The organism is Dinghuibacter silviterrae, assembly GCF_004366355.1.
GTDB lineage: Bacteria > Bacteroidota > Bacteroidia > Chitinophagales > Chitinophagaceae > Dinghuibacter > Dinghuibacter silviterrae.
Map to the genome: position 1 here is coordinate 1147136 of NZ_SODV01000001.1, position 15537 is coordinate 1162672.

At 57.2% G+C, this 15537-nt stretch carries 14 protein-coding genes; 13 read left to right on the plus strand and 1 reads right to left on the minus strand.

From position 1 onward, the window contains the following. Positions 1-23: 23 nt before the first annotated feature. The 10 genes from EDB95_RS05075 (at position 24) to EDB95_RS05120 (ending at position 10559) form a co-directional block, all read left to right on the plus strand. A complete protein-coding gene (locus EDB95_RS05075) occupies positions 24-1355 on the plus strand; it encodes a TolC family protein (protein WP_133991209.1) in 1332 nt (443 codons plus the stop codon). Positions 1356-1362: 7 nt separating this feature from the next. Then, the gene (locus tag EDB95_RS05080) at positions 1363-2640 is read left to right on the plus strand and encodes an efflux RND transporter periplasmic adaptor subunit (RefSeq protein WP_133991211.1); all 1278 of its coding nucleotides are present in this window, start codon (positions 1363-1365) and stop codon (positions 2638-2640) included. 32 nt (positions 2641-2672) lie between these two features. Continuing rightward, complete coding sequence (locus EDB95_RS05085) at positions 2673-3422, plus strand: ABC transporter ATP-binding protein (protein ID WP_133991214.1); 750 nt, start codon at positions 2673-2675, stop codon at positions 3420-3422. Between the two features lies 1 nt (position 3423). Continuing rightward, entirely contained in the window at positions 3424-4644 is a 1221-nt protein-coding gene (locus EDB95_RS05090; protein ID WP_133991216.1) for an ABC transporter permease, read from the plus strand. Positions 4645-4678: 34 nt separating this feature from the next. Next, positions 4679-5887: a DNA polymerase III subunit gene (locus tag EDB95_RS05095; RefSeq protein WP_133991218.1), complete on the plus strand. Its 1209-nt coding sequence runs from the start codon at positions 4679-4681 to the stop codon at positions 5885-5887. Positions 5888-6038: 151 nt separating this feature from the next. After that, positions 6039-7715 (plus strand): regulatory iron-sulfur-containing complex subunit RicT, encoded by a 1677-nt coding sequence (gene ricT / locus EDB95_RS05100; protein WP_246073523.1) that lies wholly within the window; start codon positions 6039-6041, stop codon positions 7713-7715. Positions 7716-7903: 188 nt separating this feature from the next. Next, the gene (locus EDB95_RS05105) at positions 7904-8401 is read left to right on the plus strand and encodes a hypothetical protein (RefSeq protein ID WP_133991222.1); all 498 of its coding nucleotides are present in this window, start codon (positions 7904-7906) and stop codon (positions 8399-8401) included. A 96-nt stretch (positions 8402-8497) separates the two neighbouring features. Continuing rightward, complete coding sequence (locus tag EDB95_RS05110; RefSeq protein ID WP_133991224.1) at positions 8498-9130, plus strand: hypothetical protein; 633 nt, start codon at positions 8498-8500, stop codon at positions 9128-9130. Between the two features lie 2 nt (positions 9131-9132). Continuing rightward, positions 9133-9870 (plus strand): sensor histidine kinase, encoded by a 738-nt coding sequence (locus EDB95_RS05115; RefSeq protein WP_133991226.1) that lies wholly within the window; start codon positions 9133-9135, stop codon positions 9868-9870. A gap of 14 nt (positions 9871-9884) precedes the next feature. Continuing rightward, on the plus strand, positions 9885-10559 hold the full coding sequence (locus tag EDB95_RS05120) for a response regulator transcription factor (RefSeq protein WP_133991228.1): 675 nt from the start codon (positions 9885-9887) through the stop codon (positions 10557-10559). On the opposite strand, the gene EDB95_RS05125 is transcribed toward EDB95_RS05120, so the two are convergent. Next, the gene (locus EDB95_RS05125; protein ID WP_133991230.1) at positions 10556-12577 is read right to left on the minus strand and encodes an ABC-F family ATP-binding cassette domain-containing protein; all 2022 of its coding nucleotides are present in this window, start codon (positions 12575-12577) and stop codon (positions 10556-10558) included. The two genes, EDB95_RS05120 and EDB95_RS05125, sit on opposite strands and share 4 nt — an antisense overlap. Before the next feature lie 70 nt (positions 12578-12647). On the opposite strand from EDB95_RS05125, the gene EDB95_RS05130 reads away from it, so the two are divergent. From EDB95_RS05130 to EDB95_RS05140, 3 genes are read left to right on the plus strand one after another with little or no spacing between them, the layout of a single operon-like run. Beyond that, positions 12648-13934, plus strand: a complete 1287-nt coding sequence (locus EDB95_RS05130; RefSeq protein WP_133991232.1) for a nucleotide sugar dehydrogenase — start codon at positions 12648-12650, stop codon at positions 13932-13934. A 12-nt stretch (positions 13935-13946) separates the two neighbouring features. Further along, positions 13947-14528: an acyltransferase gene (locus EDB95_RS05135; protein ID WP_133991233.1), complete on the plus strand. Its 582-nt coding sequence runs from the start codon at positions 13947-13949 to the stop codon at positions 14526-14528. Next, positions 14525-15535 (plus strand): Gfo/Idh/MocA family protein, encoded by a 1011-nt coding sequence (locus EDB95_RS05140; RefSeq protein ID WP_133991235.1) that lies wholly within the window; start codon positions 14525-14527, stop codon positions 15533-15535. The genes EDB95_RS05135 and EDB95_RS05140 overlap by 4 nt, the downstream gene beginning before the upstream one ends. The last annotated feature ends 2 nt before the right edge of the window (positions 15536-15537 follow it).

Consider the following 15537-nt stretch of genomic DNA (forward strand, 5'->3'; position numbering starts at 1 on the left):
AATTGTTGTATTTTAAATTTCTTATGATACCACATCGTCTGCCGGCGATCCTGCTGGGTTGGGGCTTATGTCTGGCGCATCCTTCCAGGGCACAGGATTCTACTGTCTGGGATCTTAAAACCTGCCTGACGTATGCCAGGGATAACAACATTACCATCAGCTCCGCCCGTTTGAACGTGGAGACCGGTCAACAGGAACTGCTCCTTTCCAAGGCGGCCAAACTACCCAACCTTTACGGTTCCACGAGTCAAACCTATACACACAGCAAGAATGCCAACCCGGTCGTGGGTGGCTTTCAAACCCAATCCAGCTTTGCCAGCGACTATAGTGCAACTTCGGGGATGACCCTCTACCAGGGCGGCTACCTGAACGACGTCGTCCGCCAAAATCAACTTATCGTTAAATCCGACAACCTTGCCGTCATAGAAGACATCGCCAACATAGACGTGCAGATCACGGCGGCTTATCTGAACATCCTTTTGGCCAAGGAAACGATCGTTTATGAAAAGGACCTGGTCACCACTTCGGAAGCCCAGGTCAAACAAGCCCAGCAGGAATATGACGCGGGCAGCATCGCCAAAGTAAACCTGGCGCAGCTCCAGGCCCAACTGGCTACGGACCAGTACACGCTGGTCACGGGTCAGAGCAACCTCCGGCAGGCATTACTCAACCTCAAGGTGCTGTTGCAACTGCCCTACGGTACCACCTTTGACATCGCCACACCCAAAGATACCCTGATGGCTACCGCGTTGGTGCCTTCGCTGGACAGCGCCCAGCAGGCCGCCTACCGGACAAGACCCGAGATCCAGATCGGACAGATGGGTGTACAAAGCGCCCGGCTGGACCTGGCAAAAGCCAGGGCTGGTTACTACCCGACGCTGAAAGCAAATGCTGAACTATCGACGGGGTTTTCCAACAACAGCAAAGACGCCTATTTCCAGCAGCTCGACGACAACTTTTTCCAGGAGATAGGGGTGACCTTGTCAATCCCTATTTTTGCCAACAGGATCAACCGGACCAATGTAGAGAACGCCAGGATCGAGATCCGGCAGCAGGAGCTCAACCTTAAGAGCGCCACCACGGCCCTCTCCCAAACGGTTGAACAGTATTACATCAACGTCGTCAACGCCCAGGGACAATACAACGCAGCCGTAGACCAGCTCCGGTATACGGAAGAAAGCTACCGGATCGCCACCGAAGAGCTCAAGGTCGGGGCGACCAATACGGTACAATTCCTCCAGCAAAAGAACGCCTATATACAGGCACTGCAAGCGTATGTACAGGCCAAATACAATGCTGTCCTGGATGTCAAGATCTACGACTTTTATACCGGTGCACCCATAAACCTGAACTGATACATTTATGAAGAAGAAAAAAAATTATATAGGCTGGTGGATCGCAGGGCTCGTTGTCCTGGCGGGTGCGGCCGTTTGGTTTTTTGGGTTTGTCAAAAAAGACAAGCCCGCACAGGTGCTTACCGCTACAGCGTTTATGGGGACCATTACCCAAAGCGTGACGGCAACGGGCTCTTTGCAGCCCGTGGATACCGTGGCGGTCGGCACCCAGGAATCGGGTACCATTGCCAAGGTATACGTGGATTTCAATTCGGTCGTCAAAAAGGGACAATTGCTGGCCGAGCTCGACAAATCCCTCCTAAACGCCAGCGTCGCTCAGTTCGAGGGCTCCCTGGCCGCGGCCCAAAGTCAGGTGGTTTTTGAAAAAGCCAACTTCGAACGCCAGCAACTCCTTTATAATACGGGCGCCATCAGCAAAGCGGACTATGAGACGGCGGAATACCAATACCAGGCGGCCGAAGGCTCGGTGAACAGCATTGCGTCGCAGCTCAGGGGCGCCCGGCAAAACCTGGCCTACGCCAGCATCTATTCACCCATCGACGGAACGGTGTTGTCCCGGGCCATCAGCGCCGGGCAGACAGTGGCCGCCAGTTTTAGTACCCCGACCTTATTCATCATCGCCCGCGACCTTACAAAGATGCAGGTCCAGGCCGCGGTAGACGAAGCCGACATCGGCAACGTCACCAACGGGCAAAACGTCACCTTTACGGTGGATGCTTTCCCGAATAATGTATTCGAAGGGATCGTACAGGACGTACGGCTCAACCCGACGACCTCCTCCAACGTGGTCACCTACACGACGATCATCGCCGCGCCGAACCAGGACAAAAAGCTGAAGCCCGGCATGACGGCCAACATCTCTATTTTCACCCAAGTAGACTCGGGCGTGATGCTGATCCCCGCCAAGGCGCTCAAGTTTAGCCCCGACCCCTCGCTCGCAAAGAATTATAAGGTCGTCGAAAATCCGGAGGCCGCCCATATCAGAACGACTGCCCGCCTGGACACCATCGGCCTTGCCGGGGAGGTCGTGAAAAAAAATTCGAACAAAGGCCGGCGTGCCGCCATCTGGATCCGGAGTGGAGACTCCCTGGTACAAAAGGTCATCCGGACCGGGCTCAACGATGATACCAACGTGGAGGTAGTGAGCGGGCTTTCGGGGGACGAGACGATCGTGGTCGGCACACAGGCCGCGGGCACCGCCCCCGCCGCGACCACCACGGCCACCAGTCCGTTTATGCCGCGCCGGGGTGGGAGCAGCACGACGAAAAAGCCGGCGGCAAATTAGCGCCCGGCTTTGCACGTCAACAAATTCGAACTATGGCGAACAAAATTCTGGAAATACAAAACCTGAAGCGCGAGTTCCACATGGGCACGGAAGTCGTCCGGGCGCTCAAAGGCGTCACCTTCGACGTGACCGCCGGGGAGTTCGTGACGATCATGGGCAGCAGCGGATCGGGCAAAACGACGATGCTCAATATCCTGGGCTGTCTGGACAAACCCACGGACGGGAAATACCTGCTCGACGGGGTCGACATCGGCGCCTTGTCCAGAAACGACCTGGCACGGCTGCGCAACCTCAAGATCGGGTTCGTTTTCCAGGCCTACAACCTGCTCCCCCGGACCTCCGCCCTCGAAAACGTGGAGCTGCCGTTGTTGTACAACTCTTCCGTCTCCGCCCACGACCGGCGGGAACGGGCCATCAAGGCCCTGGAAGCGGTCAAGCTCGCCGACCGCCTCGACCACACCCCCAGCCAGCTATCCGGTGGTCAGCAACAACGCGTGGCCATCGCCCGCGCCCTGGTCAATGAGCCCGTCATGATCCTTGCCGACGAAGCCACGGGGAACCTCGATTCCCGGACGTCCTACGAGATCATGGCCCTTTTCCAGGAGCTCAACGCAACACAGCAAAAGACCATCGTCTTTGTCACCCACGAACCGGATATCGCCTCGTTCAGCAGCCGTACGGTCATGCTTCGCGATGGCAAATTGATGAAGGATTACGCCAACGAGAATAAACGATCCGCGCGCGAAGTGCTCGCTGCGCTTCCCGTGTCGGACGACTACTAATATGAACGCATTTAACCTAATACAAATCGCCTGGCGGGCGTTGCTGCGCAACAAGCTGCGCGCCTTCCTGACCATGCTCGGCATCATTATCGGGGTCGCCGCGGTGATCACCATGGTAGCCATCGGCCAGGGATCCAAACAAAGCATCCAGCAATCGATCGCCTCCATGGGGTCCAACATGATCACGGTCCGTCCCAACAGCAACGTGGCCGCCGGTGCCCGCCTGGACGCCACGTCGGTCCAGACCCTTACCTTAGCCGACGTGACCGCCCTGCAGAAACAAGCACACTTCGTAAACGCCGTTTCCCCCGGGATTTCCACCAAAGGACAAACCATCAACGGTTCCCAAAACTGGCCGACCACGATCCAGGGCGTCAGTCCCGAGTACCTCGACATCCGGGAGTGGCCCCTCAAAGACGGGATCGCCTTTTCGGACGACGACGTTAACGCCGCCGCCAAGGTATGCCTGATCGGTCAGACGGTCGCTTCCAATCTTTTCCCCGGAGGAGAAAGTCCGGTCGGAAAAATTATCCGGTTTAATGCCGTCCCGTTCAAAGTGATCGGCCTGCTCAGTGTCAAGGGGGAGAATGCTTTTGGCCAGGACCAGGACGACATTGTGATCGCGCCCTACACCACCGTCATGAAGCGCATTCTTTCTACCATTTACCTGCAAAACATCTACGCCGCCGCCGTGGACGAAAATTCCGCCGACCAGGCCGTCGACGAGATGAGCCAGATCCTGCGCGCGTCCCACCGGCTCCGGTCCACCGACCAGGACGACTTCCAGGTCCGGTCCCAGGCCGAGCTCCTCAATACATTCTCTTCCACCAGCCAGCTCCTGACCGTCCTGCTGACCGCCATCGCCGGGATCTCCCTGGTCATCGGCGGTATCGGCATCATGAACATCATGTACGTCTCCGTAACAGAACGGACAAAGGAAATCGGGCTTCGCATGTCGATCGGTGCCCGGGGCATCGACATCCTCCTTCAGTTCCTGCTGGAAGCCCTCCTGATCTCCATTACGGGAGGCATCATCGGCGTTATCCTCGGCGTCACCGCGGCCAAGCTCGTGACCATCTTCCTGACCTGGCCCACCCTGGTGTCGGAATCATCCATCCTTCTCTCTTTCCTGGTTTGCGCGGTCACCGGGATATTTTTTGGGTACTACCCGGCACAGAAGGCTTCGCGGTTGGATCCCATCGAGGCGTTGCGGTACGAATAGCGGCAGTCCGGCCGCGATAACCTATATTGCGGTCGTGCAATTTAAAGACGTCATAGGCCAGACCGACCTCAAGGCCCACATCCGGGGGATGGTCAGCGCGAACCGCCTCAGCCACGCCTTGCTCCTGCTAGGGCCGGAAGGTGCCGGCGGGTTGTCCCTGGCGCTGGCGCTGGCGCAGTATGTGACTTGCGAGCGGTTGCCACAGCGCAAGGCGGCGAGCGCGGCGGCTTCGCTGTTTGGCGACCCGGCACCCGCGCCCGCCGCGGTGGTGTACCCCGACGACGCCTGCGGCGTCTGCCCCTCCTGTCAGAAGGCCGCCGGCCTGATCCATCCCGACATCCACTTTACGTATCCCGTCATACCCCGCAAACCAGGGGACAAACCCGTAAGTACCGACTATATCACGGAATGGCGGGAGTTTATCCGTCAGCGCCCTTATGGGAATGCCTACGACTGGTTGCAATCGATCGGGGCGGAGAACAAACAAGGGAACATCACCGCCCAGGAGTGCGGGGAGATCGTCCGGAAGCTCAACCTGAAAAGTTTTGAAAGCCCCACCAAGGTCCTCGTGCTGTGGATGCCCGAATACCTGGGAAACGAAGGGAATAAACTGCTGAAGATCATCGAAGAACCCCCTGACAATACCTTGTTTATCCTGGTCGCGGAACAGGAGGGTCTGATCCTGCCGACGATCCTTTCGCGCACCCAGTTGATCAAGGTGCCCCCGCTGTCAGACCCCGATGTGTCGGCCGGGCTCATGGCGCGGGCGGGTCTGGACAACGAAAAGGCCGTCATGATCGCGAGCATCAGCGAGGGGAACTACCGGGAGGCGTTGCAACAGCTCCAGCATGCCGACGACGACTGGCAGGCATTGCTCCGGGAATGGCTCAACGCCGTCCTGAAAAACGGACCGGTGGCACAGGTCAAATGGGTGGAGGCCATCAGCAAGCTGGGCCGGGAGCGTCAAAAACAGTTTTTGCGCTATTTCAACCACCTCCTGGAGACTGCCATCCGGCTGGGGTGTATGGGGGACCAGGAGGGCCAAATGCCCGAAACAGAGCGCGATTTCGCCCTGAGATTGAACCGAATAGCGTCCAGAGAGCAACAAGAGGCCTTGTTGAAGATCCTGGACGAGGCCAGTTATTATATCGAGCGGAATGCCAACGCGAAGATGCTCTTCCATGCCCTGACCCTTAAATTGTACCATATCATTGCCAACAAATCGCTAATTTTGGTTAATTAGGCCCTGACTAGTAGAGGTTTGGAAAGAAGGGGGCCGTTATCACTATAATATAAATCTATATATGGGATGTGGAAGTTGTGGTACTGTTGTGAATGGTAAACCGGCAGGATGTAAGAGTAACGGGGGATGTAGTTCGGGTGGATGTAACAGAATGAACGTACACGATTGGCTCGCCAATCTGCCGTTCAGTGACCCCGGGAGCAGTTGTTCAATTGTCGAGATTTCTTTTAATAACGGAAGCCGTAAGGATTATTACCGGAATACGACCCTCCACCATTTCGAGAAGGGGGACATGGTGGCCGTGGAGGGCGTCAGCGGTTATGACGTAGGATCGGTCAGCCTTACGGGGGAACTGGTGCGTTTGCAGCTCAAGAAAAGGAATATCGACGAGCGTAACCCCGACATCAAAAAGATACTCCGCCGGGCCGGAGAACAGGACCTTGCCAAATGGCAGGAGAACAAAAAGCGCGAACCCGCCGCTATGATCCGCTCCAGGGCGATCGCGCGCCAGCTGAACCTTCAGATGAAGGTGTGCGAGGTAGAATTCCAGGCGGACGGCAAAAAAGCTACTTTTTTTTATACCGCGGACGACCGCGTGGATTTCCGGGAGCTCATCAAGGTCTACGCCTCAGAGTTCCGGGTCAAGGTCGAGATGCGCCAGATCGGGATCCGCCAGGAGGCGGCGAAGGTGGGGGGCATCGGCAGCTGCGGCCGGGAGCTTTGTTGCTCCACCTGGCTGACTGACTTCAAAAGTGTGAATACGACGGCCGCGCGTTATCAGAACCTGAGCATCAACCAGACAAAACTCAGCGGCCAATGCGGCCGCCTGAAGTGCTGTCTCAACTACGAGCTGGATACCTACCTGGACGCACTCCAGGGGTTCCCGGAAGGGGTCGAAACCCTCATCATGGCCAAGGGCACGGCGACCCTGGTCAAAAAGGACATCTTCCGCAGCCTCATGTGGTATACCCTGCCCGACAGCAACAAACAATATCCCCTGACCATAGAGCGGGTCCGGCAGATCCAGCACCTCAACCACCAGGGGCAACGGCCGGAAGAGCTCCAGATAGCCGAGGTCTCCGTGTCTAAAGCCAAGGAAACCGAACCCGAGTTCGTGGAGCTGGTAGGGCACATCAGCCTGCGCAGCCTGGAAAGAAACAGCAAACGCCGCAAACAAAAAGAACGCGAGGGGCGCAAGGAAAACCGCCGGGAAGCCAAACCCGAAACAGCCGGGAAACCGGAAGCCGGGCCAGGTGGCGGCGCACGGCCGGACGGCGGAGGCGCACGGCCGGACGGTGGCAACCGCCAGGGTGGCCGGGGCGAACAGCGCCGGTCCGACCAGGGCCGCCGCCCCGAAGGGCAAGGTGGTGGGCGTCCCCAGGAGGCAAGGAAAAAGGAAGGCGCGCCCGAGCGCCAGGGGGGTGGCGACCGCCAGGGTAACCCGGATCGTCAGGGTAGCGAACGCCAGGGCGGCCACGATCGTCAAGGCGGTGACCGTCAGGGTCAGGGCGGCGGCGAACGTCAGGGTCAAGGCGGCGGCGATCGTCGGAATGACCAACGCGGTCAGGACCGCCGGAAGGGCGACCGGCCCCAAGGAGACAAACCCCAGGGCGACCGCCCGCAGGGGGACCGCTCCGGTGGGCGGCCCCAACAAGGTGGGCGCCCCCAGGGGGATCGGCCGCAAGGAGAACGCCCCCAGGGGGAAAGATCCCAGGGGGATCGGCCGCAAGGAGAACGCCCGCAGAGCGACCGGCCGCAAGGAGAGCGCTCCCAGGGCGACCGGTCCGGTGGCCGGCAGCCACAAGGTGAACAACCGCCAAAAGCATAAGCATAGTCAAAGCCCCTCCCGCGAGGGGCTTTTTTGTGGCCCGTGGGTGAGGGGCGTCGCGCCCCGCCAGCGCCCCATGGGCGCTTCGCGTATAACTACGCAAGACTTATGGGCATTCTTACGTGTTTGTTTTAGCCAGGACTTGTTTTATTTTGGGCCGGGTATACTGACAAAAAAAACGCAAATCAATGAAACCAATCAATGTCCAACTCTTACTCGCCGGCGCCGTTCTGGCCGGGATGTTAACCGGTTGCCGTCCCGGGGATGGGAAAATTCCCGTAAACGAAGAAAAGGCCGCGGAACACATCATTTCTACCACCAAAGCAGAGGCGTACATCAAATCCTTCGCCGTGGCTAAGCAGGAGTTGCTGCGGGTGGCCGCCAACGACTCTTTCCTGAACAAGGAATTCCAGCTTCCGATCGGGGAGTCCTTTAACCGGGATGCCATCGCCGCCTTGTTGAACGCGGACGGGGCAACGGGGATCCGGATCTACCTCGGCCGGGACGATTCCGGTCAGGTCCGGCTGGTCCTTTTCCCCGTCAATAAAGATGGGCGAGACATACACACGGTGCTCGTCAAATTGCCGGCAACCAATACAGGTCAGACCGCGCCGAGGTCTGCTTCCTCAACCGATGATACGCAGGGGGTGGACATCGGACAGCGTTGTCCCACACAGTGTGATTGATATCGTCAATCAAAAAAGAACTTGAACACACATTCGTTTTTCCACTTTTTACTGAGCGAAATCCTGCTTATCCCGTTTTGCGTTGCATTGTTTCGCTTGAGGAGGATAGACAAGGCATTTTACCCGTTTTTTGTCCTGTTGAGCCTTGGGGTCATCCAGGAGGTCGTTTCCTTCTGGTTGATCTCAAGGCTTCCACATATCGGCAATGCGCCCAGCGTCAATATTTATGGATTGCTGGAGTGTTCGGTCATTTTCTGGCAGTTTTATTGCTGGAATAGTCTCCGTTCATTTGGTTCACCATTGAAGTGGTTTTATGCGCTCCAGGCCGGCAGCCTTGTTGTGTGGACGGTGTGCAATCTTGTGTTTTTCCATTTAAATGATTTTGACTTCCCCTTTTACAGGATCCTTTATCCGTTCGTGATTGTTTTGTTAAGCATAAACGAGATCAACCGCATGATCACCCACGAAAGCCGCAACCTGTATAAGAATGCCCGTTTTGTCATTTGCCTTGCTTTTATTATCTTTTTCCTGTACCAGGTCCTGTACGAAGGAGCGTCCCTTGCTAGCGGGTCAGACCAGACCAAAGGGGTTAATTATAAAATCATCAGTTTGTTCAGTTACGTGAATGCTTTTGTAAATGTCGTATTTGTAGTGGCAGTCCTGCTGATACCCCGGAAACGGAGCTCGGCATTTGAACGGATCTTCGACCAGATCGGGGACGACAATTGATCATGGGGGATAAGATCCTATATACCACTTTGCTAACCGGTTGCCTGGTAGGGGTGATCCTTCTGTTCTTTGTGGTATCCATCATTCGTTACCACCGGCGGTATGTCCGGCTCCAAAGGGACCGCATTCTGGCAGAAGTGACCATCCTCGAAAACGAGCGTAAGCGCATTGCCGGTGACCTGCATGACAGCCTGGGCCCCTTGCTCAGCACGGTGAAACTGAACATGGGAAGCATCGAAACGGAGAATGTCTTCGAGCGGCAGGTGTTGGAAAAATCCGGCAAATACATAGACGAGATCATATCGAACATGAGGGAGATCTCGTACAACCTCCTGCCCATTTCCCTGGAACGAAAGGGGCTGCTGGAGGCGGTGAAGGAATTTATCGGCCACCTGAACGGGACGGCGCCTGTCCGGATCCAGCTCCACTGCTGGAAGGAGATCGCTATCCCGAAGGAAAAGGAGATCCACGTATTCCGGATGGTCCAGGAAATCGTACACAATACGATCAAACATTCCGGGGCCAGACACCTCCACATCGGTATTTCCCATGAGAGCAACCGCCTCCTGGTCATGACCAAGGACGACGGACACGGTTTTGACGCGCAAAAGGCGAGAGAAACATCGGGAGGGTTAGGGCTAAGAAGTCTGGAAAGCCGGGCAGAAATCCTCAGGGGGACCCTGAGCATCGAAAGTAAGCCCCAGGAGGGGACCCGATACTATATTGAAATACCTTTGTAGTAAATTGCTTACGTATGACTGCTCCGATCCGGTTGGTCATCGCCGATGACCATGAGATCTTTAGGGACGGGCTGGCTCTGATGCTGTCCCGACAGAAACACATGATCCTCGCCGGACAGGCGTCGGACGGGACAGAGCTGCTCTCGCTCGTCCGGGAGACGACGCCCAATGTAGACGTCGTCCTGGCTGATATAAAGATGCCGAATATGGATGGCATCGAGGCCACCAAGGTACTGCTCAAGGAATTCCCCGACCTCCGGATCATCGCACTGTCGATGTTTTCCGAGGAAAACCTGATCGTGGAGATGCTCGAAGCGGGCGCCAAAGGATACCTGCTGAAAAATGCCGACAAACAAGAGATCCTGGACGCCATCGCTTCCGTGATGGACAACAGGGAATATTATTGCAGGGATACGTCCGCCACCCTGGCCGGCATGATCGTAAAGAGCAATTTCAACCCCTTCCGGAAACGTGAGGTCGTCGAATTTTCCGATCGTGAAATGGAGATCATAAAACTGATATGCAGACAATTCACCGCCCAGGAGATGGGGGAAAGCCTTTTTCTCAGCCGGCGTACCGTCGAGGGGTACAGGACGCGCATCCTGGAAAAGATGAATGTCAAGAATACCGCGGGGGTTGTCATCTACGCCCTGAAAAATAAACTGATCAGCGAGAAGGAGCTGCTCTAGCCCTGGCGCTCGCTCAGCTCCAGCCAGCGCATCTCCTTTTCTTCCAGCAATGCGGCGATTTCCTGGATACGCGCGCCTGCCTGTTGGAGCTGTTCGTAAGACTGTGCCCCGCTGCTCATCTTGTCTTCGAGTTCCTTTTTCTCTTTTTCGAGCGCGGGCAGTTCCTGTTCAAGTTGTTCAAATTCGCGTTTCTCCTTGAAGGTGAGCTTGGGCGCCTTTGGCGCCGCTGCGCCGCCGGATGCGGCCGAAGCCGGCGCGGCAGCGCCGGAAGTGCCGGCGGCTCCGCCGGCAGATGTGGCGCCAGGCCCGGACGGGGCGGTGGCCGCGGCAGCGGAAGCCCCGCCGGTCGCCGCGGCGCGCTCTTCTGCGCGCACCGCCTCCCGGTACTGGGTATAATTCCCCGGGAAGTCCCTTACCTGGCCCTCGCCTTCAAAGACGAAGAGGTGGTCCACCACCCTGTCCATAAAGTACCGGTCGTGGGAAACGATCAGCAGGCACCCCCCGAAGTCGGCCAGAAAATCTTCGAGGATCCGCAGTGTTTGCAGGTCCAGGTCGTTGGTGGGTTCGTCGAGAACGAGGAAATTGGGATTCCGGAAAAGTATGGTCAGGAGCTGAAGCCGTTTTTTCTCTCCCCCGCTCAGCTTGGAAAGATAGGTGTATTGCTGTTCGGGGGGAAAAGCAAAAAGCTGCAGGAACTGGGCCGCGCTGATCTTGGTGCCGTCTGCCAGGGGAAAAAACTCAGCCATCGTTTTGACGTATTCGATGACCCGCATGTCCTCCGTCCATTCCAGCCCGTCCTGGGAGAAGTGACCAAAAACCACCGTTTCCCCGGGGTTGATCTTCCCGCTGTCCGCTTCCTCCAGCCCCATGAGCATCCGGATAAAGGTGGACTTGCCCACCCCGTTTTTACCGACGATACCGATGCGCTCTCCCCGTTTGAACGTATAGTCGAAGCCTTTGAGGATGACGTGGGGGCCGTAGGCCTTGTAGACCTTTTTCAACTCCATGATTTTCCCGCCCAGACGCGTCATTTTTGCCTGGAGGGTCAATTCGGAAAACTCCGTCTTTTGTTTGACCTTTTCCTCCAGGGCATAGAACTGTTCCTCCCTCGACCGGGACTTGGTGGTCCGGGCCTTGGGTTGTTTGCGCATCCACTCCAGCTCCTTCCGGAAGAGGTTTTGGTTTTTCGCCCCCGTGGCGGCATCCGATTCCTGCCGGGCTGCCTTTGTTGTCAAAAAGAAGTCATAGTCCCCGCGGTAGACGTAGGCCATATTCGTATCGAGCTCGATGATCTCGTTACAAACGTTGTCCAGGAAGTAACGGTCGTGGGTAACCAGCAAGACCGTGCAACGGGCGGCCGACAGGTATTCCTGCAGCCATTCGATCATGCTTACGTCGAGGTGGTTGGTCGGTTCGTCCAGCAGCATCAGGGTTTGGGGGCCGTGGAGCTGGGCTTCCAGAAGGGCTTGCGCCAGGGCGACGCGTTTGCGTTGTCCGCCGGACAATTGCCGCATCGGTGCTTTCAGGTGGTGAAGGGAGAGCCGCCCGAGGATCTGCTTGACCTGGGCTTCGAATTGCCAGGCGTCCAGCCGGTCGAGCTCGTGCAAGAGGTCGCCCAGCCGGGCGTCGTCGCCGCCCGCGCTTCCAGAAGGCGCCGCTCCCGCGGGGGCCTCGCCCCCGGGAGGCGCCGCCGCGCCCTCCTCCAGGTACAACTCATACGCCTTGACCGCCCGCACGACCGGGTGATCCATGCTCAGGAGGTTGTCCCAAACGCTGAGGTCGGGGTTGTAGGCGGATTCCTGCGGAAGAAGGACGACTTTTACGTCCTTATGGACCCATACGGTCCCGTTATCCGGGGTGTCCAGGCCCGCGATGATCTGCAGCAGCGTGGATTTGCCGCTGCCGTTGCGGGCAATCAAGGCGATCTTGTCCCCCTCTTCCAGGTGGAACGATATGGATTCAAAAAGATTCCTGGCGCCAAAAGATTTGCTGATATGGTCTACCGAAGCATAATGCATGGGGGGCAAAGGTACGATGTCTACTTAATCTTGTTTTTTCTATGTAATATTACCCTTCCGAAAATATCTTATGTCTGACGTCCGGAATATCGCCATTATTGGATTGGGTTATGTTGGCTTGCCTTTGGCCGCGGCTTTTGCCCGCAAACACGTCGTCACGGGTTTTGACATCAACCCGGAACGCGTGGCCGAATTGACAAAGGGTTTTGACAAGACGCTGGAGGTCGGTAAGAAAGAGCTGGAGGAGGTGCGCGCAGCGGACAAGGGCGCCCGGGGGCTTTTCGTTACCCACCGCCGGGAAGACCTGGAAACCGCCACCTTTTATATCGTGACGGTGCCTACACCCGTGGATAAGTACAACCGCCCCGACCTGGGGCCTTTGTACAAGGCCAGCGAGACTGTCGGGAAGGTGCTCAAAAAGGGGGACATCGTGGTCTATGAGTCGACCGTTTATCCCGGTGTGACGGAAGAGGAATGCGTGCCGGTGCTGGAGCGGGTTTCAGGCCTCAGGTTCAATGTAGATTTCTTTGCGGGTTATTCCCCCGAACGGATCAACCCGGGGGATAAGGAACACACCGTGACCAAGATCCTGAAGGTGACCTCGGGTTCCACCCCGGAGGCGGCAAAGACGATCAACGACCTGTATGCAAGCGTGATCAGTGCGGGAACGTTCCAGGCATCGAGCATACGGGTGGCGGAAGCGGCCAAGGTGATCGAGAACAGCCAGCGGGACATCAACATTGCCTTTGTCAACGAACTGTCCAAGATCTTTACCCTTTTGGGCATCGATACCCGGGAGGTGTTGGAGGCGGCAGGGACCAAGTGGAATTTTTTGCGGTTTACACCGGGACTGGTCGGTGGACACTGCATCGGCGTCGACCCGTATTACCTTACCCAAAAGGCGCAGGAGGTCGGGTATCACCCCGAGATCATCCTGGCGGGAAGAAGGCTCAACGACGGCATGGGTGCTTATGTGGCCGAACAGGTTGTCAAGCAAATGGTCCGAAGCAACATCCCCGTCAACGGTTCGGACGTACTGGTGTTGGGATTTACGTTTAAGGAAAATTGCCCTGACGTCCGCAATACCCGGGTGATTGATATATACAGGGAGCTGGAGAGTTATCATGTACGGGTGACCCTGCACGACCCGAGGGCCTCAGCCCATGAGGTGCTCACCGAGTACGGGATACCGATGGTGGAAGCCCTGCCCAAAGGCAAGGTTTTTGATGCCATCATTCTGGCGGTGGCCCACGAGGAATTTTTGGAAATGGACATCCGTGAAATGGGGCGCGATGATGCGGTCCTGTTTGATGTAAAAGCGGCGTTGCCCCGGGCTTGGGGGGCGCTTCGGCTATAAAATACAATACCCATGAACGAAAAAGGATACTACATACACGAAAGCTCCGTCGTCGACGAGGGCTCCCGGATAGGAGAAGGGACGAACATCTGGCATTTTTGCCACGTCATGACCGGGGCCGTTATCGGGAAACACTGCAACCTTGGTCAAAACGTCCACGTAGCCGCGGATGTCGTCCTAGGGGACTATGTGAAAGTACAGAACAACGTGTCTATTTACACAGGCGTCACCTTGGGGGACTATGTTTTCCTCGGGCCTTCCTGCGTCTTTACAAACGTCCTCCACCCCCGGAGCGCGGTCGTCCGGAAAGAAAAGTTCTCAAAGACGAATGTCGGGGAGGGCGCCACCATCGGCGCCAATGCGACGATCGTTTGCGGACACGACATCGGCAAGTTTGCTTTTATCGGGGCCGGTGCCGTGGTGACCAAAACGGTTCCCGACTATGCGTTGGTGGTGGGCAACCCTGCCCGTCAAACGGGCTGGGTCAGCGAGTTCGGTCACGCCCTCGCCTTTGACTGGAACGGACACGCGGTTTGTCCGGAAAGTGGGCAGGAGTATAAGTTGGAGAACAACAAGGTTTCGAGAATCAAATGATGCCCATAGGATTTGCGGTAGTTGGCTATGGTCGCATGGGGAAACGCCATGCTTCCCTGATCGGGTCGCACCCTGAGACCGTGCTCCGGGCCGTGGCGGACCCGTACGAAAAAGGCCCGGGCGAAAACAGCTCGCCCGAAAGTGGTCCCGGCGAAATCAGCGGACCCCCGGTCGCGCACTTCGACTCCCTGGACAGTCTCCTGGAATCCCCCCTGTCCGCGTCTATCGACGTAGTGGACATCGCCACCCCCAACGGCTATCACGCCGTCCAGGCCTGCCGGGCGCTGGAAGCGGGGAAACACGTGATCGTGGAAAAGCCCCTGGCCCTGACGGGAGCGGATGCGCGGAGAATCATCGAAACAGGGGTGCGGATGGACAAGCGGGTTTTTGTGGTCATGCAAAACAGGTATGCATCGGCGGCGCACTGGCTCCACTCGCTCGTCAGCGGGGGCCGGCTGGGAAAAATCTTCCTCGTCCAGGTCAATGCTTTTTGGAACAGGGACGGCCGTTATTATGTGCCGGGCGGCTGGCATGGGCGAAAAGACCTGGATGGCGGCGTGCTGTTTACCCAGTTTTCCCACCTGGTCGACTTGCTGTACTGGTTGTTTGGAGACCTATCGGATATCCGGTCCCGCTGGGCGGACTTTACCCATAAAGGGCTGGCGGAATTCCAGGACTCGGGTATGGTCCAGTTTAGCCTGAAAGGAGGCGCCATGGGCGCCTTTCATTTCTCGACGGCGGTGTGGGACAAGAACCTGGACACCAGCCTTACCCTTGTGGCTGAATACGGAACAATCCGCCTGGGGGGCCAATACATGGAACGCGTGGATTATTGTCACCTCCGGGACGGGGCGCCCCCGCCCGAAACCGGCCATACGTCGTTGGAGAACCACCGGCTTTTTTTCAGCGGCGTGGTCGATGTACTGCAAGGCAGGGCGGAGCAGGCGATAGATCCCATGGACGGGTGGAAGGTGGTGGATCTGATCGAGCGCTTTTACAAGGCATAAAT

Coding starts and splice junctions, on each gene's coding strand:
- EDB95_RS05090 (WP_133991216.1), top strand. CDS start 3,424: ATGAACGCATTTAACCTAATACAAATCGCCTGGCGGGCGTTGCTGCGC.
- EDB95_RS05120 (WP_133991228.1), top strand. CDS start 9,885: ATGACTGCTCCGATCCGGTTGGTCATCGCCGATGACCATGAGATCTTT.
- EDB95_RS05125 (WP_133991230.1), bottom strand. CDS start 12,577: ATGCATTATGCTTCGGTAGACCATATCAGCAAATCTTTTGGCGCCAGG.
- EDB95_RS05135 (WP_133991233.1), top strand. CDS start 13,947: ATGAACGAAAAAGGATACTACATACACGAAAGCTCCGTCGTCGACGAG.
- EDB95_RS05130 (WP_133991232.1), top strand. CDS start 12,648: ATGTCTGACGTCCGGAATATCGCCATTATTGGATTGGGTTATGTTGGC.
- EDB95_RS05115 (WP_133991226.1), top strand. CDS start 9,133: ATGGGGGATAAGATCCTATATACCACTTTGCTAACCGGTTGCCTGGTA.
- EDB95_RS05075 (WP_133991209.1), top strand. CDS start 24: ATGATACCACATCGTCTGCCGGCGATCCTGCTGGGTTGGGGCTTATGT.
- EDB95_RS05140 (WP_133991235.1), top strand. CDS start 14,525: ATGATGCCCATAGGATTTGCGGTAGTTGGCTATGGTCGCATGGGGAAA.
- EDB95_RS05085 (WP_133991214.1), top strand. CDS start 2,673: ATGGCGAACAAAATTCTGGAAATACAAAACCTGAAGCGCGAGTTCCAC.
- EDB95_RS05105 (WP_133991222.1), top strand. CDS start 7,904: ATGAAACCAATCAATGTCCAACTCTTACTCGCCGGCGCCGTTCTGGCC.
- EDB95_RS05080 (WP_133991211.1), top strand. CDS start 1,363: ATGAAGAAGAAAAAAAATTATATAGGCTGGTGGATCGCAGGGCTCGTT.
- ricT (WP_246073523.1), top strand. CDS start 6,039: ATGAACGTACACGATTGGCTCGCCAATCTGCCGTTCAGTGACCCCGGG.